This is a genomic window from Methanonatronarchaeum thermophilum (assembly GCF_002153915.1).
Classification (GTDB): Archaea; Halobacteriota; Methanonatronarchaeia; order Methanonatronarchaeales; family Methanonatronarchaeaceae; genus Methanonatronarchaeum; species Methanonatronarchaeum thermophilum.
Genome location: NZ_MRZU01000003.1, coordinates 1 through 17,396, shown reverse-complemented (window position 1 = coordinate 17,396; position 17,396 = coordinate 1). Strand labels below are relative to the sequence as shown.

The window sequence follows — 17,396 nt, the reverse complement described above, 5'->3', positions numbered from 1 at the left end:
AATATTGATTAAATAACCCCCAAAGGGGTTTTTCAATCTCAATCTTTGTCTTTGTTTTTGTCTTTTTGCCATTCGTCGTAGTTGCATTGTGGGCATCCTAGTGTCCATGGTTTTTTGTTTTTGTTGTATGTTACTTTGAGTTCGTTGAGGTTGTGGTTGGGGCAGGTTTTTTTGGTTTTTATTAGGTTTCCTCTTTTTGGTAGTGGTAGTGAGTAGTTGCAGTCTGGGTATCCGCTGCAGCCTACGAATCGGCTTCCTCTTTTTGATCTCATTATTCGTAGGTTTTCTCCGCATTTTGGGCATGGTCCGAGTATTTTGTCTTTTTGGAGTCCTGTTCTTAGTGATTGGGCTATTTTTTCTTTGTTTTGTGTTAGGTCTTGGAATATTTGTTCGAGCATTTGTCTTGATTCTTCTATTACGTCTTGTTTTTCTAGTTTTCCGTCTACGATTTGGTCCATTTCTTTTTCTAGTGTTGCGGTCATGTCTGGTTGTGTGATTCTTTCTGCGTATTCTTCTAGTGTTTCGATTACTGCTTCGGCTGTTTTTGTTGGTTTTGGTGGGTTTCCGTATATGTAGTTTCTGTTGTATAGTTTGGAGATTATGTTGTGTCTTGTTGCTTTGGTTCCGAGTCCTTTTTTGTCCATTTTTGTTATGAGTCTGTTTGAGCTGTATCTGTTTGGTGGGTTTGTTTGTTTTGATTCTTTGTGTTTTTGTTTGATGTTGATTTCTTGGTTTTTTTGTAGTTTTGGTAGGATTGTTTCTTTTGTTTTGTAGTATGGGTAGTGTTCTCTCCATCCGAGGTCTGTGTATTGTGTTCCTTTGGTTTGGAATGTTTCTCCTCCGGTTTGTAGTTTTATTGTTATTCGTTTTTTGGTTGCTGGTGGTGATAGTGTTGCTAGGAATCGTCTTACTATTAGTTCGTATACTTTCCATTCGGTTTTGTTGAGGTCTTTTTTGTTTGCGAGTTGGGTTGGGTGTATTGGTGGGTGGTCTTTGCTTGTTTTGTCGCCTTGTGTTGGTGTGATGTTTTTTTGTTGTTGTATTTTTTGTACGTTTTCTTTGAATTCTGGGTGTTGTCCGATCATGTGTAGTTTTTGTTCTATGTCTAGGCTTTCGCTGTATACTGTGTTGTCTGTTCTGGGGTAGCTGATGTATCCTGCGGTGTATAGTGTTTCGGCTGTGTTCATTGCTCTTGATGGGTTTAGGCCTACTGAGCCTGCTGCTCGCATGAAGGCGGTGGTGTTGAAGGGTGTTGGTGGTGTGTCTTTTTTGGTTTTGGTTTTGGTTGATGTGACTGTGGCTGTGTTTTGGATGTTTTGGTGTATTTTGTCTGCTTTTTGTTCTTCCCATATTCTGCCTTCGGTGTGTTGTGCTTGGAATTTCTTGTTGTTTGTTTGTAGTGTTAGGTTTATTTCCCAGTATGGTGTTGGTTCGAATGCTTCGATTTCTTTTTCTTTGTCTACTATTATTGCGAGGGTTGGTGTTTGGACTCGACCTACTGATAGGAAGTTGTCTCCGTATCGGTGGGCGGTTAGTGATATGTATCTTGTTAGTGAGGCTCCCCATACTAGGTCTAGTATTTGTCTGGCTTCGCCGCTGCTTGATAGTTTGTAGTCCATCTCTCCTGTGTTTTGGAATGCTGTTTTTACGTCGGTTTGTGTTAGTGCGCTGAATCTTGCTCTTTTGTTTGTTATTTTGTTGTTTGTGTTTTCTATTACTTCGAGTGCGTCTTTTCCTATTAGTTCTCCTTCTCTGTCGTAGTCGGTTGCTATTATGGTTTGTTCGGCTTGTTTGGCGAGTTTTTGTAGTGAGTTTACTATTCCTTTATGTAGTGGGTTTTTTTCTATTTCTGCGCGGATGAGTTCTTTTGGTTCTTGGGCTTGCCAGTCTTTGTATTTTTCTGGGAAGTCGATTTTCATTATGTGTCCGCGTAGTCCTATTACTTGGTTTTTGTCTCCGTTTTCGGTGTATTCGTATACGTTTGTTTTTCCTACTTTCTTTGAGTTGTAGTTGCCGTCTGATAGTATTTCGGCTATTCTTTTGGCTGCTTTGTCTTTTTCAGCCACTATTAGTTTGTTCAAGCGTTTTCCTCCAATGTTTTGGTTATTAGTTTGTTTGTTTCATCTGGTTTTGCTTTTCCTTTTGTTATTTTCATTACTTGGCCTACTAGGTAGTTTATTGCTTCTTGTTTTCCGTTGTGGTAGTCTTTTACTGCTTCTGGGTTTTCTTCGATTGCTTGTTTGATTGCTTGTTGTACTTGGTCTTTCTCTATTGTTTCGAGGTTTTTTTGTTTGATTATTTCTTGTGGTGTTCCCCCGTTGTCGAGCATGGTTCGTATTATTTTTGTTGCGCCTTTTTCGGTTATTTTGTCGTTGTTGAGTTTGTTTACTATTTCAGCCATTTGTTTGGGTGTTATTTTGTTTTGGTGTATTGTTTTGTCTCTATAGTTTAGTTCTCCTTTTAGTACGTCTGCTATCCATGTTGCTGCTGTTTCTGGTTTTGTGTGTTTGGCGGTTTCTTCGTAGTAGTTGGCCCATTTTATTGTTTGTGTTAGTGATTTGGCTTGGTCGGTTGTTATTTTATATTGTTTGATGAATCTTTCTCTTTTTTCGTCTGGGAGTTCTGGGAGGTCTTGTTTGGCTTGTTGTTTTAGTTTCTTGGTTATGTGGATGTTTGGTATGTCTGGTTCTGGGAAGTAGCGGTAGTTGTGTTCTTCTTCTTTCGATCTTGAGGAGCGGGTTATTTCTTGTTCTTCGTTGAAGTGTCTGGTTTCTCTTTTGACTTCTTTGTTTCGTCTTAGGAGGTTTTTTTGTCTGGTTAGTTCGTATTGTAGGGCTTTTTCTGCGCCTTTGTAGGAGGATATGTTTTTTACTTCGGCTCGGCCTCCACCTTCTATTGATATGTTTGCGTCGCATCTGAGTGATCCTTCGAGTGATCCATCGAATATCTGGAGGTATTCGAGTATTTCTCGTATTTTGTTTAGTAGTTCTCTTGCTTCTTGTGGGGTTGATAGGTCTGGTTCGGTTACGATTTCGAGTAATGGCATTCCTGATCGGTTGTAGTCTGTGTATGTATATCTGGATGATATTGGGTGTACGAGTCGTCCTGGGTCTTCTTCTATCTGTATTCTTCTTATTCGGATTTTTTTATCGTTTTTTAGTTTTATTTCGCCGTTTTTGGCGATTGGTTTGTCGTATTGTGTGATTTGGAATCCTTTTGCGAGGTCTGGGTAGAAATAGTTTTTTCTGTGGAAGTGCATTTCGTTGGCTATTTCGCAGTTTAATGCGTATCCGGCCATTACGCCGTATTTAACTACTTTTTTGTTTAGTTTTGGTAGGGTTCCTGGTAGTCCAAGGCATGTTGGGCAGGTATGTGTGTTGGGTGGTGATTCTCGGTAGTTTGTGCTGCAACTGCAGAATAGTTTTGTTTCTGTGTTTAGTTGTATGTGTACTTCTAATCCGATTGTTGTGTCTACTTCGGTCATTTTGTTTCCTCCATTGCTTTGGCTATGTTCAGTATTTTCTGTTCTTGGTGGTGGTCTCCAATGATCTGTATTCCGATTGGTTCGTTTTTGTTTGTTGGGATTGTTATTGATGGGTTGCCTACCATGTTTACTGGGACGTTTAATGCGTCTCCCATGTATAGGGATAGGGGGTCGTTTATTTTTTCGCCGATTTCGAATGGTTTGTATGGCATTGTTGGGGATATTAATGCGTCTACTTCTTTGAATGTTTGTTTAAATTCTTTGGTTAGTAGGTTTCGGATTTTGAGTGCTTTGTTGTAGTAGCGGTCGTAATATCCAGCGCTTAATGCGTATGTTCCTAATATTATTCTTCGTTTTACTTCGTCTCCAAAGCTTTCTGCTCTTGTTTTTGAGAATTCGGTGTTCCAATCTTCATTGGATTTTGATCTATGGCCATATCGAACTCCGTCATATCTTGCTAGATTGCTGCTTGCCTCACTCATGCTTATTATGCAGTATGCTGGTAATGCGTATTCAAGAGAAGGTATATCGATTCTTTTTGTTTCGGCACCTAAATCTCTTAATTTGTCTATTTTTTCGTTTGTTTTTTGTTTTATCTCGGGGTCTACTCCTTCTTGAAGTTGTTTGGGTATTCCGAGTGTAACGTCGGGGTCAGGCTCTAGGTTTTGTAGGTGGTTTTGTTTGGTAGTGTTGGATGTTGGGTCTTGAGGGTCATTGCCAGATATAACGTCGTAAGTGAGGGCTGCATCCTTTACATCTTGGGTTATTGGGCCTATTTGGTCTAGGGAGCTTCCGTAGGCGACTAATCCATGTCTAGATACGCTGCCGTATGTGGGTTTCAAACCTACTACGCTGCAGAATGCTGCTGGACATCTAACAGATCCGCCTGTATCTGATCCAAGAGCTATTGAAGCACCTCCGTAGCTTACTGCTGCTGCACTTCCTCCTGAAGAGCCTCCGGGAACTAAGTCAGGGTTTAAGGGGTTTCTTGTTTCTCCAAAATAGCTTGTTTCGGTGGTGCTTCCCATGCAGAACTCATCACAGTTTGTTTTCCCTATTACAATGCCTCCTGCTTCTTTGATTTGTTGTACAGTGTATGCGTCGTAGGGTGGTATGTAGTTTTGAAGTGTTTTAGAGCCACAAGTGGTTTTCATTCCTGCGGTAGATATTGAATCTTTTATCCCTATTGGAACTCCAGCTAAAGGACCAGGGTCTTCTCCATTTTTTATTGCTTTATCGATCTTTCTAGCTTGGTTCAATGCTTTTTCCTTTTCGAGTGTGATATACGCATTAACATTTTTTTCATGTTTTTTAATGTTTTCAAACACACGCTCGACAACCTCTACAGAGGTGTCTTCACCATTTTTGATTCTTTGGGTTGTTTTCCAAGCTTCAATCAATCTCTCACCCTCGGTGACTTGAAATATCCGTCCTCAGTTTTCTCAGCGTTTTGTAGAGCTGTTTCTTGGGACATGCTTTCACCTACATCGTCATCACGAAACACATTCTTTTTACCATGCACTCCAAACAACGGCTCCACCCCCTCCGTATCAGCTTCATCTATCTTGTCAAAGTAATCAAGTATCTCATTTAGTTGGGGAACTAAGTCTTCAATCTCATCATCATCTAAAGAAATCCTCGCAAAACTCGATATACTTTCAACCTCTTCTTCGGTAATCTTTTCATTGGCCATAAAAACACATCCATTCAATTTTAAATCAATCTATATTTTAATTCGGTTTTAGTAGGTTTGGTTTATTTAAATTCTTTTTTTAGGTTTCTAGTTATTTCAGGGTTTTAGTTATTTCAGGGTTTTAGTTATTTTTTGAGTGTGCATTTTGTTGTTTGTTGGATTTTTTTCTAGTTTGGTTGGTTGTTTTTGGTTTTTTGAGAAGATGTTGGGTTTTGGGGAGCGTTTTTGTTGGGGTTGTCGATTGGGCTGGAGAAGTTATATCTTCATAAAAGAATAAGTGTTTTGGGAAAACAATTGGGTTTGGTTGAGAACCTTGTTGTTTAATTATAGTATAGTTTTTTTTAGTTTGTTTGATGGGTTGAATAAAGTAGGCGGTTAAAATGATTACGTCATATGAAGATCTTCCAAATATTGAGTTACCAGTTGATCAAGAGATTAAGATTAGTGATGGCACTTTAAGAGAGGGTGCTCAGATGCCCGGTGTTGTCATTAAAAGTGAGGATAAGCTTCAGATATATAAGTATTTGCATCAGATTGGGGTTGAGAAGGTTGAGAACTTCCTTTATAGTGATAGGGATCGGGAGGTTACTCGAGAGATGCTTGATTTGGGTTATGATAAGCCTGAGGTGACCGGTTGGATTAGGGCTTCTAAAAGTGATATAGAGCTTGTTACGAGTATGGGTGGTATTGAGGAGACGGGTATTCTTACCTCTGTGTCTGATTGTCATTTATTCGATAAAATTGGTTTTGAGAGTCGGGAGGAAGCTAAAGAGAGTTATCTTGATGTTGTGCAGGAAGTGGTGGATCATGGTATAACTCCTAGATGCCATGTTGAGGATGTAACGAGAGCTGAGATTGAGGATTTTGTCTATCCTTTTATTGAAGAGATTATTGAGATAGATTCGGATGCTGTGATTAGAATCTGTGATACAGTTAATTATGGGATTCCTTTTGAAGGAGATTTACCTTATTCTATTCCCCGGTTGGTTAGAGATATAAAAGACCTTGGTGTTGAGGACATCGAGCTTCATATTCACGACGATTATGGGCTTGGAGTAGCAAATGTACTCTCAGGGTTTTGGAATGGAGCAAACTGGGGTAATATGACTGTTATGGGGCTTGGTGAAAGGGCAGGAGTCGCCGAGCTGGAGAAGGTATTACTGTTCCTAACCGATAGGCTTGGAGTGGACAAATACGACCTAACAGTACTCAAAGATCTAGCGAACTATCTAGAAGAAAACGCTAACTACCACGTACCATACAATAAAGCAGTTGTTGGAGACAATGTGTTTGCACATGAAAGCGGTATACACACAGATGGGGTTATTAAAAATCCATTCACATACGAACCATATCCACCAGAAATGGTCGGAGCACGAAGAAAATTTATGATTGGGGATTCATCAGGCCGTGAGGTAATAGCTAAAAAAACTAACGATATACTGGAGAGAAACGATATTGATCTGACTGTTGATAAAAAAGATAAAAGAATCAAGGAGATGTATAATGAAATTCAACAGTTGTATGAAGAAAATAAGAGAAGCTCCTGCATACTTGACAAGGAATTCAAAGAGATTTTAGATAAACATTTCGATAAGGAGGTTTAAGTTTGGGAACAATTGTAGAAAACATTTTTTCTGAAAAATTTGGTGAAACAGCTAGAGCTGGAGATGTAGTGCTTGTAGATGTTGATTTGGCGATGGCTCAAGATGGTACAGCACCACTAGCGATAAATGCTTTTAAACAGATGGATATGGATATAGCGCATCCGGAGAGGCTTGCATTAATTATAGATCACATTGCGCCCAGTAAAAGCGAAGGCGCTTCAGAGCTTCATATAATGATGAGGGAGTTTGCTAGGGAGCATGGGATTAAGTTGTATGATGTTGGTGAAGGTGTTTGCCACCAACTAATGTTGGAGAACCATGTGGAGCCAGGGCAGTTGGTTATAGGAGCCGACAGCCACACCTGCACCTACGGTGCAGTAGGAGCGTTCGCAACAGGAGTAGGATCAACAGACATGGCAGCAGCATTCGCAACAGGAAAACTATGGTTCAAAGTACCACAAACAATCAAAATAAACCTAACAGGACAAACAAAACAAAACGTAAGCGCAAAAGACATAATCCTAAAACTATGCAAAAAAATAGAAGCAGACGGAGCACTCTACAAAGCCCTAGAAATCACAGGACCAACAACAAAAAACCTAACAATCCCATCAAGAGCAACACTAACCAACATGGCAATAGAAATGGGAGCAAAAACAGCAATAATACAACCAGACAAAAAAGCTGAAGAGTTTACTGGTGCTAAGGCTCCTGATTGGGTTATGGCTGATGATGATGCGGAGTATGTTAGGGAGATAGATATTGATGTTTCTTCTTTGGAGCCGCAGATAGCTGTTCCCCACCAGGTCGACAACGTCCACGATATAACAGAGGTTGAGGGCACCAAAATCGATCAGGTTGTTTTGGGGTCTTGTACTAATGGACGTCTTGAAGATTTAGAGGCTGCAACTAGGATTGTTAGTGGTCGTCAGATTGATGATGGTGTTAGGTTCCTTGTTTTCCCTGCTTCTAAATCGGTTTATATGGATGCTATTGATAAGGGAGTTGTTCAGACGCTTGTTGATGCTGGTGCTACTGTTTGTAATCCTGGGTGTGGTCCTTGTCCTGGTACTCATATGGGGATTCTTGCTCCTGGTGAGAAGGCTCTTGCAACCACTAACAGGAATTTCAAAGGTAGGATGGGTAGTACTGAAGCGGAAGTATATCTTGGTTCTCCCGAGACAGCAGCATACACTGCTTTAAACGGTGTGATAACTACGGAGGATGATTAAACATGAATTTTGAAGGAACAGCACGTACTTATGGGGATGATGTAGATACTGATGCTATTATTCCTGGTAAATACAAGTTCGATACGTTGGATATGAACAAACTTGCTAGACATGCTATGGAGGGTATTGACCCTGATTTCTATAACCGAATAGATGAAGGCGATATAATTGTTGCTGGTGAGAATTTTGGTTGTGGAAGCAGTCGTGAACAGGCACCTTTGGTGATTAAACACGCAGGCATCTCTTGTGTTGTAGCAGAGTCGTTCGCCAGAATCTTCTTTAGAAACGCAATAAACGTTGGACTACCTATAATACAGATACCAGGGATTTCAAGCAAGGTCGATGAAGGCGATGAACTCAAAGTAGACGTTGAAAACGGTGTTTTAGAAAACCTCACCAAAAACGAGAGTTACGAGGGAGAAGAAATATCTGATTTCATGTTAATCGTTCTTGGAGAAGGTGGGCTTCCAAACTACATTAAAAATAGAGGTGACTTTGTATGGCCCACAAAGTAACATTAATACCTGGAGACGGAATCGGTCCAGAAGTTATAGAAGCTACAAAAACCGTTATAGACGCGACCGGTGTAAACATAAAATACGATGTCATTGAAGCTGGAGCAGGAGTAATGGAGGAAAAAGGAACTCCACTACCAAATGAAGTAATCGAATCGATAGAGAAAAACAAAGTAGGTTTAAAAGGACCCATCACAACTCCAGTTGGATCTGGATTCAGAAGCGTGAACGTCGCTATCAGACAGAAACTAAAGCTGTTCGCAAACGTCCGGCCAACCAAAAACCTACCTGGAATAGGCGTAAAAGACTCTGATATAATAACCGTCCGAGAAAACACAGAAGGCCTATACAGCGGTGTCGAACACTACTGCGACGAAGATAAAACCGTAGCCGAATCCCACTGCATAATCTCGAAAAAAGCAAGCGAAAGAATAGCTAGATTCGCATTCGAATACGCAGAAAAAGAAGGAAGACAAAAAGTAACAGCAGTACACAAAGCAAACATACTGAAAACAACAAACGGCCTCTTCCTAAAAACAGCAGAAGAAGTAGCAAAAGAATATCCAAACATCGAATTCGAAGACCGAATCGTAGACAACATGGCCATGCAGCTGGTTCAAAAACCAGAGCTATACGACGTAATAGTCACAACAAACCTATTCGGAGACATACTATCAGACCTATGCGCAGGACTGGTTGGAGGATTAGGCGTAGCTCCAGGCGGAAACTTTGGTCATGACAAAGCAGTTTTCGAACCGATACACGGAAGCGCTCCAAAATACGCAGGACAAAACAAAGTCAACCCAACCGCACAAATTCTAACAGGAACAATGATGCTCAAACACCTCAACGAAAACGAAGCCGCAGAAAAAATATACAACGCAGTAGCCAAAGCAATACAAGAAGGCGAAAAACTAACATACGACCTTGGAGGAAACGCTGGAACACAAGAATACGCAGAATACGTAGCATCAAAAATCTAACAAAAAACATCAACAAGCAAAAACAAACCTAAAAACACAAAACAGCCGTGAAAAACATTTCACGGCAAAAACCTATGTTTTTTTATTTCAACTTTCCTTTTAACACATTTTTTTTAACCAATAGATATGTGAACTACCCACTACCATACCTCGGTTATGCCTTGGTGTGGAAGGGGTTTCCTGTTTCGATGACGTAACTTGCAGATACATTACAGAACTGAATCTGGTGTTTGTTGTCTGTAGAGGTTGCAGTCTCCGCAGGCGTAACTTCGGTAAGTCCCTTACCTAAAATATTCTGTGCTGCGTTGTAGTCTCTATCCGTTGTGTACCCGCAGCTTGGGCAACTATGTTCTCTCTGCCATAGTTTTTTTTCGGTTTTGACTCCGCACTGAGAACATTCTTTACTGGTATCTTTCGGGTCTAACTTCTTCAACAACTTTTTTTATTGGTTCGGGTGATTCATCCCCAACCTAACACCACCTTCGTTCCGTGAGGAAGGGGACTTCTCACCCCAAATAAGTTAAATTAATAGAAATCTTACAATCTAATTCTGATTTAAGGTTTAAAAGGAGATTTAAGGTTTTATCGATATCAACTGTCATATTTTTTTTAATCTATATCAATGGTGTAGTCGTTTATTCCTGGACCAATTTTGATATCACAATCATCGTTATCTGATATATTATTTTCTATTATGTCAATGTTTGTTGTGTTTTCATATTGTTGGCCGGTTAGGTTGCTTGTTATGTGTATTCCATGTTGTTTGTTATCTGTAATTTCATTGTTGTTTATATCTACGTTATGGGATAGGTATACAACTAACCCATCTCCATATCCTCTATTTTCTTCGTCGTTTGGTGTTGTGTTGGTTACTGTGTTATGAGATATGTTGGAGTTATAGTCGTAGTACAATGGTTTGTCATTGCCTCGTTCGTGATTTACTTTATAGATTAGGATTCCGTTTCCTTCATTATCTGATACTTGGTTGTTTTTTACTGTTGCTGTTATTGTGTTGTTACCGTCTGGACCGCCGTATATGATTATTCCGCCTGCTCGTTCACTATCGAAGTTGTTGTTTGATAGGTTGTTGTCGTTGATGGTTATGTTTCCTTGGCCTGGTGCTGAACTTCCAGCGTGGAAAATTCCTCTTTCTTCGTTGTTGTGTATTTCATTGTTTTTTATCTCACCGTATGCATAGAATGTGATCCCATCTCCATCGTTGTTGCTGGAGTTTGAGTTTACTATTTGGGCGTTTGTTGTTTCTGTTACTCTGATTCCGTCGTTTTCGTTGTTATTGGTTTTTATGTTGTCTATTTTGATTCCATCGGATTTTTCTGCGTGTATACCTCTATCTTGGGAGTTGGTTATTTCGAGGTTTTTAAGTGTTATATCATGTTTTTCGTTGATTTTTAACACATGGTTGTCGTTTTCTGGTTCGATGACTGGTTTATCGTTTTGGTCTGTTCCTTTCAAGGTTATTTCGGATTTTGTGATTTCTATGTTTTCTTTGTAAATACCTGGTTCTATCTCTATTGTATCGCCTTTTTCGGCTTGGTTTACTGCGTCTTGTATTTTTTGATAGCTGTTGTCTTGCTCTATGTTGTGTATTGGTTTTTCTGTTTCGGTTGGTTGTTGAGTTGGCGTGGTTTCTATTGTTTTTACTGTTGTAGAGTGTTCTTGGTCTCCAACTGAAACCGTTATTTCTTCTGTATTTTCATTCGGTTTTAGTTCTATTCTGTCTCCGGGCTTTATCTCTGTTGGTAGTTGGATTGCTTCTGCTCCATGTATTATTAATTCATCCGATTTTATTGTGTCTCCACCGGTATGCACGATTGTTATTTTATCGTCGGTTTGTTGGGCTTCCATGACTACTTGTTTTGGTTCTGTTTGTACTTCATTGGGCACCACTGAGGCAAAACTCCAGAAAACGGCTGCTATGATTACAGTGATTAAAACAAGAAGTATTATCCCTACTACAGGAGCGATGCCACGGTTTTTTAAAAACATTTTGTTAGCTGATGGATATGTTTGTAACTTGGTTTAGTTTTTATTTTTTGTGTATTAAGTTTTTCTATTGTCTTAATAAGCTAACCCACGACTAAAGCCGTGGGCTTCCGCGCTGTATCTCTGTGTGACATCCCCCTCTCCCTGAAGGAAGAGGTCTTAGCCCTGATTAGGGATAAAAAAATTGGTTTGGAGCCCTTTAGATGGGGGCTCCGGTTATTGCTAGTGTGTAGTAGGCGTATATGCCGGTTATTATTGCTATGGCCATGGTTGACCATGCTGTTATTTTTTTTATTTTGAGTTCGAGCGCCATGTATAGGAAGAATATGAACCATAGGTATGCCCATGTTTGCCATATTATTCCCAGGATTTCTAGATTGTCTATTGTGTATGTGTATATCCCGGTTGGGATGGCTGTTATTGCTACGAATAGGCAGTACCATCCTAGGGCTCTCATGTCTGTCCATTCGTACCAGAATACTATGAAGAGCCATAGGTATGTGAATGAGAATAGTAGTGTTTGGGCTGCTGGGAATGTTGATTCTAGGATGAATGCTAGGTAGATGGCGTTTAGGAAGGTTAAGCTTCCTGTGAATAGGTTTAGGATTGCTGTGTCTCGTGGTGAAGCGTAATCTAGGATGTATAGTGCGTTTACAAATAGGACTGCTCCTACGTATAGTAGTCCTAATCCCAGTATGTTTGGATCTGTCATAAGGTTTCTCTGTTTTTATTTTATATGTTTAGGGATTTCTTTTCGGAGCTTGGATAGATTTTAATCTCTTCTTATTCCTTTTATTGGGCATTCATCGGTTCCTGGGGTTTTTCTTGTTACTTTTTGTATTTGTTCACGGGTTTTATCTGGGTCTTTGGCCCAGTCTTTGTAGAAGTCGTATGGACATTCTTTAAGGCCTTCTTCTTCACCATCTGCGAGTTCTGCTGTGTATCCTCTGTGAAGTAGTTTGTATAGATGGTTTTGGCTTTGCCAGTTTTTACGGGCATCTCTTATTGCTTGGACTGATAGTTCTGCGTATTGGTTTTCGTTTTCATTTGTTCCGGTCTCTCCTAGTATTCGGCCGTCAAACCCTATTAGGGCTGAGTGTCCGAAGAATGAGTAGACACCATCATGTCCCGCCATGTTTGCTACAGCTACATAGGTTGTGTTTTGCCATGCTGCGGCTCTTGCATTGATTCTTTGTTGTTCTTTTGATGGATACATGTATCCTTGGCATCTTACTATTAGTTCAGCGCCTTTGTAAGCGCAGTCTCTCCATATCTCTGGGTAGTTTCCGTCGTCACATATTATCAGGCTTATTTTAAGGCCTTTCGGACCTTCTGATACATATGTTTTGTTCGCTGCTGTCCAGCCTTCGATTGGGCACCATGGCATTATTTTGCGGTATTTCTGTACGATTTCTCCCTCGTTATCTATTAGAATGAGGGTGTTGTATGGTCTTTTTTCGGGATGATCTTCATGTCTTTCTCCTGTGATTGAGAAAACTCCCCATACATCATTTTCTACACAAGCATCTGCTAAGATCTCTGTTTCTGGTCCTGGTATTGTTGTTGAGTAGTTCATCATTTCTTTTTCGTTGTATAGTATTCCTTGTGTGCTGTATTCTGGGAATATTATTAGGTCCATCCCTGGGTGTCCAGTTTTCATTCCAGAGATGTAGTCGGCGATGTTGTGGCAGTTTTTAATTATTTTTTGTTTTCCGTCCTCCCCGAGTTTTGGGTATGTTGGGAGAGGGGGGTAGTTAACTACTCCTACTCCTACTGTGTCTTCGGAGCAGGAGATATCGCCATGTCTCATTTTTTACACCTTAATTTATAATCAAAAACTATGATATTTAAATTTAACTAAATTACATATACTATACCTAATTACTTATAATATTTTTAATTGATTTATTTAACTTAATGGGAAACGGGGTTGGATAAAGTCGTTCAAAAAAATGAATAAAGAAAAAAATGTTAAAAAATGGGAGTGGGTTTTGGGTTTTAGATTGCTTTTTCGACTGTCATGTCGATCATTTTTTCGACTTTTTTGGTTAGGTCTGGTGGGAGTCCTTTTATGTCGATTGTCATGAAGCCTTTTATTATTAGTGATACTGCTTCTTCTTCTGTTAGTCCTCGGGACATTAGGTAGTTTAGTTGTTCTTCTTTGATTTTTCCTACAGCTGCTTCGTGTGATAGGTCTAGGTTTGATTTTTTGGCTTCGAGTTCTGGGATTGTGAGTAGGTTTGATTGGTCTGATAGTATTATTCCTTTGCATTCGAGGTGGCCTTGTATGTCTTCTTCTTCACCTACTAATCTACCTCTTACTGTTACGTTGGATTTGTCTCTGGATATGCTTCTGGAGATCATGTCGCTTTTGCTTCCTTTTCCCCGTAAGACTGTTTGTGATCCAAGGTCCATGTTGGAGTTTTCTTTGGCGTAAACTACTGTTTGGAATGATGCTTTTGAGTTTTTGCCGTTGCAGTATGCTGTTGGATAACTTTGTATTGATTTAACTGGGCTGACGAGTACGTAGTTGTTTATGAATGTTGCGTTGTCTTTTAGTTTGACTGCTGTTCTTGGTCTTACGTGGTGGTTTTCCCCCCAGTTGTGTATCATTGTGAATGTTAGTTTTGCGTCTTTTTCTAGATAGAACTCTGAGACTCCTAGGTGTAGTCCTTCTTTGGTGCCTTTTGTTTTACTACATCCGGTTATTACGTGTAGTTCGGCTCCTTCTTCAACTATTATTATGTTGTGTACGTTTTGGGTTGCTTTTTCGTCTTCTTGAAGTAGGCATGTCTGTGTTGGAACTTCTTTTTTCACGCCTTTCGGGACACGTATGAAGTATCCTCCGGTCATTTCTTTTTCGACTCTTGCTGAATATTTGTCGTTTATTTTGACTGCATTCCAATAGTAATCTGTTAGGTCGTGTTTTTTTAGTGCTTGGTCTATTGAGAGTACTTCGATGTCATCGTACATTTTTTGGTATACTATGTCTCCATCTACTTGGACATAGGAACCGGATGTTTGATCTAGGTCGATTCCTACTGAACTTAAGTCATTTCCAAACTCTTTTTTAACGTTTTCGATGCTGTATTCGTTTTTTCGTTTATGTTTGGGTAGTTGGAACTTACTTAGGTCTATATCGGGGCCGTACTTGGCTGGAACATCTCTGTATTCTTCAGCTCTATCCTTAATCCTTAACTCTGTTCTATCCGATAACATTTTGCACAGTTCTCGTATCCATTTTCTATTATTTCTTCAAGTATCTCTCTTGGTTTACCGGAACACATAATCGCTCCATTGTAAAGTACATGTGCTCTATCCACTTCTACAAGGTCTAGTATGCTTCCATGGTGAGTTATTATTAACCCTGAACGTCTACGGTCACTTGGTTTTTTCTTTTTATCAAGCATTTCATTTATTATTTTACCTAACAACTCAACGTTTTCTACATCGACACCACTGTCGGGTTCATCGAAAAGAATTAAATCTGGGTTTTGGGAATATACCTGCAGGACTTCAGACCTTTTTACCTCCCCGCCGGAAAAACCAACGTTAACCTCTCGATTCATGTGTTGTTCTAAATTTAGTTTCTCAACCATATCGTCGACTTCACTTCCAGATTCCTTAGAAATCAAATCTACTAGATCTTGTAGTTTCAATCCAGCGATCGGTGGTGGGTTCTGGTATTCAAGGGCTAAACCGAGTTCGACCCTTTCATTAACAGGTAAATCTGTTATATCCTTACCTTTAAACTTTATCGAGCCAGACAACACCCTATATCCAGGTAACCCCAACACAGTTTTAAGCAAGGTAGATTTACCACTACCATTGGGTCCAAAAAGAACATGAACCTCTCCCATACCTATATGCAAATCTAAGTTCTCTAAAATAACCTCACCATCAACGGAAACCGTCAAACTATCTATCTCAAGCATAATGATACACCAAAAACAACCCTCAATATACTAGATGCTATCCAAACTAAATAGATTTATCGGGAAAAAGAATATAAAATGCTATAAAAAACAATAACCAGTTGATTCACTACCAAATAGGTGTTGTTAGACTAGTTTTTTTCGAAAGTTATTAGTAGTTTTACTTATAGATTTGTGTTCGGTATGAAGGGTTTTATAGACGACATCATTGAAGAAAATTTTGGTAATATAGAGTTTGATAGGTCGTTCGAGTTCGAGTTGCCCAGAAAAAAAGAGATAAGTTTTAATGTTAGAATTCCGTTCTGCAGCAATCAATGCGATTATTGTCTTTATGGAGACAGTAGAGTCAATCCAGAAACACTAGACAGTTTTATAGACTCGGTTATTAAAGAGATAGATCTCTATATGGAGGGGTTGGGTAACCCAGAGATAAATACATTATACTTCATAGCTGGAACGCCAACCCAAATCCCAGAAAAACTAGGTGAGATAATAAAATATCTAGAAGAAGAATATGGTTTTTCTGGAGAGGTTTTAACAGAAGCACATCCCAACGACCTAGACAACGAATCACTTAAATATCTAAACGAAATCGGTATAGATAAACTTAAGATAGGGGTTCAATCTTTCGAAAACCATGTTCTAGAGCATATCGGCCGGGACCATGACCGAGACATTGCTGTGGAAGCGGTTGAAAAAACGCTTGAACACGATTTCAACCATGTAAACATTGATTTAATGTTCGGATTACCCAGCCAAACAGTCGATGACATGGTTAACACATTGGAGACAGCAATAGAACTCGATATACCGAGCGTCACAACATTTCCCTTAATGTTGTTACCGAGGTCACAGCTCTACAGCAAAGTAAGTACTGGTGAAGAAGAAATACCAGAAAACGAAACAGAGCTCTATAAAGCTATACGAGACAAACTAACCGACAATGGCTATGAAATGATAACGATATGGAGTTTTTCAAAACAACCCGAAGAATACCGAGGCGAGTACATGCATTCAAACGACTTCATAGGAATCGGACCTGGAAACTGGAGCTACCTCAACAACTCATTCTACCTAAACACATCAAACCTAAAAGACTACAACAAAGCAACTGCAGAAGGCCTACCGATATCTGTCGGAACCCAGTTCGATGGAAAAGACCAAAGAAAACTCTGGTTCATAAGAAACCTATATTTCACAGAAATCACAGAAGAAAAATACCAAGAAACTTTCGGAAAACCAATGGAAAAAGACATCAAAGAACTAATTGAACTTCTGCACACACTTGAATTGATACAGCCAACAAACAACGGCTACAAACTAACAGAACAAGGACTAGACCTTGCTAGCAAAAGCACTAAAAAAATCGTTATGACTCTACTAAATAAATTCCAAGAAAACCATTTAGTCGGAGCAACCCCCCGACCCATATAATTTTTTTAAGGAAATTTTAAATGATGAGAATTACAAAGGATATATTGTATGAGGAAATACGTATTTAATGACGATCTCCAGAGAAAAGGGATTTCCCGGAGTATGATGGAGTCCAAACACGAAAACCTAAAATGTCCGGAATGCGCTAATGTATTCAACCTATTCTATTCAAGAGCCTTCGCATGCCAAGGCTGTCCACACGCAATCGATGGATGCGAATTCGTAAGATGCCCACACTGCGACACAGAATTCCTACTAGAAAAATATAGAAACAAAAGAGAATCCAAAGCACTATCAAACTACATGAGCTCAGTTGTAAACCAATACCTACAAGACTTCGGAGACAGCGCAAAAAGATAAAAACCGATTATGAAAATTCCAAAAAAACTGGATTCAAGTAGAGTGTGATACAGCACATCCATCCAGGCCTACAACAAAAAACTGTTCCATTCCTCTTTCCTCTACCGATATGCATATGGTATTGGTTGGGAAGGGGTTTTCACCTGGAT

At 39.6% G+C, this 17,396-nt stretch carries 16 protein-coding genes; 6 read left to right on the top strand and 10 right to left on the bottom strand.

Features of this window, described 5'->3' with window-relative positions:
* Nucleotides 1-38: 38 nt before the first annotated feature.
* Genes AMET1_RS01185 through gatC form a run of 4 tightly spaced genes read right to left on the bottom strand, consistent with a single transcriptional unit; the run spans nucleotide 39 to nucleotide 5,177 of the window.
* On the bottom strand, nucleotides 39-2,081 hold the full coding sequence (locus AMET1_RS01185; protein WP_161490700.1) for a DNA topoisomerase I: 2,043 nt from the start codon (nucleotides 2,079-2,081) through the stop codon (nucleotides 39-41).
* Nucleotides 2,078-3,484: an Asp-tRNA(Asn)/Glu-tRNA(Gln) amidotransferase subunit GatB gene (gene gatB / locus AMET1_RS01180; protein WP_086636667.1), complete on the bottom strand. Its 1,407-nt coding sequence runs from the start codon at nucleotides 3,482-3,484 to the stop codon at nucleotides 2,078-2,080. Before gatB ends, AMET1_RS01185 begins: the two co-directional genes overlap by 4 nt.
* Entirely contained in the window at nucleotides 3,481-4,881 is a 1,401-nt protein-coding gene (gene gatA, locus AMET1_RS01175; protein WP_394334872.1) for an Asp-tRNA(Asn)/Glu-tRNA(Gln) amidotransferase subunit GatA, read from the bottom strand. The genes gatB and gatA overlap by 4 nt, the downstream gene beginning before the upstream one ends.
* Entirely contained in the window at nucleotides 4,881-5,177 is a 297-nt protein-coding gene (gene gatC, locus AMET1_RS01170; protein ID WP_086636665.1) for an Asp-tRNA(Asn)/Glu-tRNA(Gln) amidotransferase subunit GatC, read from the bottom strand. The genes gatA and gatC overlap by 1 nt, the downstream gene beginning before the upstream one ends.
* Nucleotides 5,178-5,557: 380 nt before the next feature.
* Here gatC and AMET1_RS01165 point away from each other — a divergent pair, with 380 nt between their 5' ends.
* Genes AMET1_RS01165 through AMET1_RS01150 form a run of 4 tightly spaced genes read left to right on the top strand, consistent with a single transcriptional unit; the run spans nucleotide 5,558 to nucleotide 9,514 of the window.
* Complete coding sequence (locus AMET1_RS01165; RefSeq protein WP_086636664.1) at nucleotides 5,558-6,784, top strand: LeuA family protein; 1,227 nt, start codon at nucleotides 5,558-5,560, stop codon at nucleotides 6,782-6,784.
* A gap of 2 nt (nucleotides 6,785-6,786) precedes the next feature.
* Nucleotides 6,787-8,016, top strand: a complete 1,230-nt coding sequence (locus tag AMET1_RS01160) for a 3-isopropylmalate dehydratase large subunit (protein ID WP_086636663.1) — start codon at nucleotides 6,787-6,789, stop codon at nucleotides 8,014-8,016.
* 2 nt (nucleotides 8,017-8,018) lie between these two features.
* A complete protein-coding gene (locus AMET1_RS01155; RefSeq protein WP_086636662.1) occupies nucleotides 8,019-8,531 on the top strand; it encodes a 3-isopropylmalate dehydratase small subunit in 513 nt (170 codons plus the stop codon).
* Nucleotides 8,516-9,514 carry an isocitrate/isopropylmalate dehydrogenase family protein gene (locus AMET1_RS01150; RefSeq protein WP_086636661.1) on the top strand — a complete coding sequence of 333 codons (999 nt, stop codon included), beginning with the start codon at nucleotides 8,516-8,518 and terminating at the stop codon, nucleotides 9,512-9,514. The genes AMET1_RS01155 and AMET1_RS01150 overlap by 16 nt, the downstream gene beginning before the upstream one ends.
* 154 nt (nucleotides 9,515-9,668) lie before the next feature.
* On the opposite strand, the gene AMET1_RS07965 is transcribed toward AMET1_RS01150, so the two are convergent.
* From AMET1_RS07965 to AMET1_RS01120, 6 genes are all read right to left on the bottom strand, one after another.
* Complete coding sequence (locus AMET1_RS07965; protein ID WP_201721227.1) at nucleotides 9,669-9,947, bottom strand: zinc ribbon domain-containing protein; 279 nt, start codon at nucleotides 9,945-9,947, stop codon at nucleotides 9,669-9,671.
* A gap of 176 nt (nucleotides 9,948-10,123) precedes the next feature.
* Nucleotides 10,124-11,521 carry a right-handed parallel beta-helix repeat-containing protein gene (locus AMET1_RS01140; protein WP_086636660.1) on the bottom strand — a complete coding sequence of 466 codons (1,398 nt, stop codon included), beginning with the start codon at nucleotides 11,519-11,521 and terminating at the stop codon, nucleotides 10,124-10,126.
* 196 nt (nucleotides 11,522-11,717) lie between these two features.
* On the bottom strand, nucleotides 11,718-12,230 hold the full coding sequence (locus AMET1_RS01135) for an AmiS/UreI family transporter (RefSeq protein WP_201721226.1): 513 nt from the start codon (nucleotides 12,228-12,230) through the stop codon (nucleotides 11,718-11,720).
* Nucleotides 12,231-12,290: 60 nt separating this feature from the next.
* Nucleotides 12,291-13,328, bottom strand: a complete 1,038-nt coding sequence (locus AMET1_RS01130; protein ID WP_086636659.1) for an aliphatic amidase — start codon at nucleotides 13,326-13,328, stop codon at nucleotides 12,291-12,293.
* 188 nt (nucleotides 13,329-13,516) lie between these two features.
* Complete coding sequence (locus tag AMET1_RS01125) at nucleotides 13,517-14,737, bottom strand: SufB/SufD family protein (RefSeq protein ID WP_086636658.1); 1,221 nt, start codon at nucleotides 14,735-14,737, stop codon at nucleotides 13,517-13,519.
* On the bottom strand, nucleotides 14,713-15,453 hold the full coding sequence (locus AMET1_RS01120; protein ID WP_086636657.1) for an ABC transporter ATP-binding protein: 741 nt from the start codon (nucleotides 15,451-15,453) through the stop codon (nucleotides 14,713-14,715). Before AMET1_RS01120 ends, AMET1_RS01125 begins: the two co-directional genes overlap by 25 nt.
* 183 nt (nucleotides 15,454-15,636) lie before the next feature.
* Between AMET1_RS01120 and AMET1_RS01115 the strand changes: the two genes are divergently transcribed.
* Together AMET1_RS01115 and AMET1_RS01110 are read left to right on the top strand one after the other, a co-directional pair.
* Nucleotides 15,637-16,887: a coproporphyrinogen-III oxidase family protein gene (locus AMET1_RS01115; RefSeq protein ID WP_086636656.1), complete on the top strand. Its 1,251-nt coding sequence runs from the start codon at nucleotides 15,637-15,639 to the stop codon at nucleotides 16,885-16,887.
* Nucleotides 16,888-16,935: 48 nt separating this feature from the next.
* Nucleotides 16,936-17,247 (top strand): hypothetical protein, encoded by a 312-nt coding sequence (locus AMET1_RS01110; protein WP_143406793.1) that lies wholly within the window; start codon nucleotides 16,936-16,938, stop codon nucleotides 17,245-17,247.
* Nucleotides 17,248-17,396: the final 149 nt, after the last annotated feature.

What these genes read in the sequence shown, in the direction of transcription:
- AMET1_RS01135 (WP_201721226.1), bottom strand. Translation starts at nt 12,230, where the DNA reads ATGACAGATCCAAACATACTGGGATTAGGACTACTATACGTAGGAGCA.
- gatB (WP_086636667.1), bottom strand. Translation starts at nt 3,484, where the DNA reads ATGACCGAAGTAGACACAACAATCGGATTAGAAGTACACATACAACTA.
- AMET1_RS01130 (WP_086636659.1), bottom strand. Translation starts at nt 13,328, where the DNA reads ATGAGACATGGCGATATCTCCTGCTCCGAAGACACAGTAGGAGTAGGA.
- AMET1_RS01165 (WP_086636664.1), top strand. Translation starts at nt 5,558, where the DNA reads ATGATTACGTCATATGAAGATCTTCCAAATATTGAGTTACCAGTTGAT.
- AMET1_RS01155 (WP_086636662.1), top strand. Translation starts at nt 8,019, where the DNA reads ATGAATTTTGAAGGAACAGCACGTACTTATGGGGATGATGTAGATACT.
- AMET1_RS01140 (WP_086636660.1), bottom strand. Translation starts at nt 11,521, where the DNA reads ATGTTTTTAAAAAACCGTGGCATCGCTCCTGTAGTAGGGATAATACTT.
- AMET1_RS01115 (WP_086636656.1), top strand. Translation starts at nt 15,637, where the DNA reads ATGAAGGGTTTTATAGACGACATCATTGAAGAAAATTTTGGTAATATA.
- AMET1_RS01120 (WP_086636657.1), bottom strand. Translation starts at nt 15,453, where the DNA reads ATGCTTGAGATAGATAGTTTGACGGTTTCCGTTGATGGTGAGGTTATT.
- AMET1_RS01110 (WP_143406793.1), top strand. Translation starts at nt 16,936, where the DNA reads ATGAGGAAATACGTATTTAATGACGATCTCCAGAGAAAAGGGATTTCC.
- AMET1_RS01125 (WP_086636658.1), bottom strand. Translation starts at nt 14,737, where the DNA reads ATGTTATCGGATAGAACAGAGTTAAGGATTAAGGATAGAGCTGAAGAA.
- AMET1_RS01150 (WP_086636661.1), top strand. Translation starts at nt 8,516, where the DNA reads ATGGCCCACAAAGTAACATTAATACCTGGAGACGGAATCGGTCCAGAA.
- gatC (WP_086636665.1), bottom strand. Translation starts at nt 5,177, where the DNA reads ATGGCCAATGAAAAGATTACCGAAGAAGAGGTTGAAAGTATATCGAGT.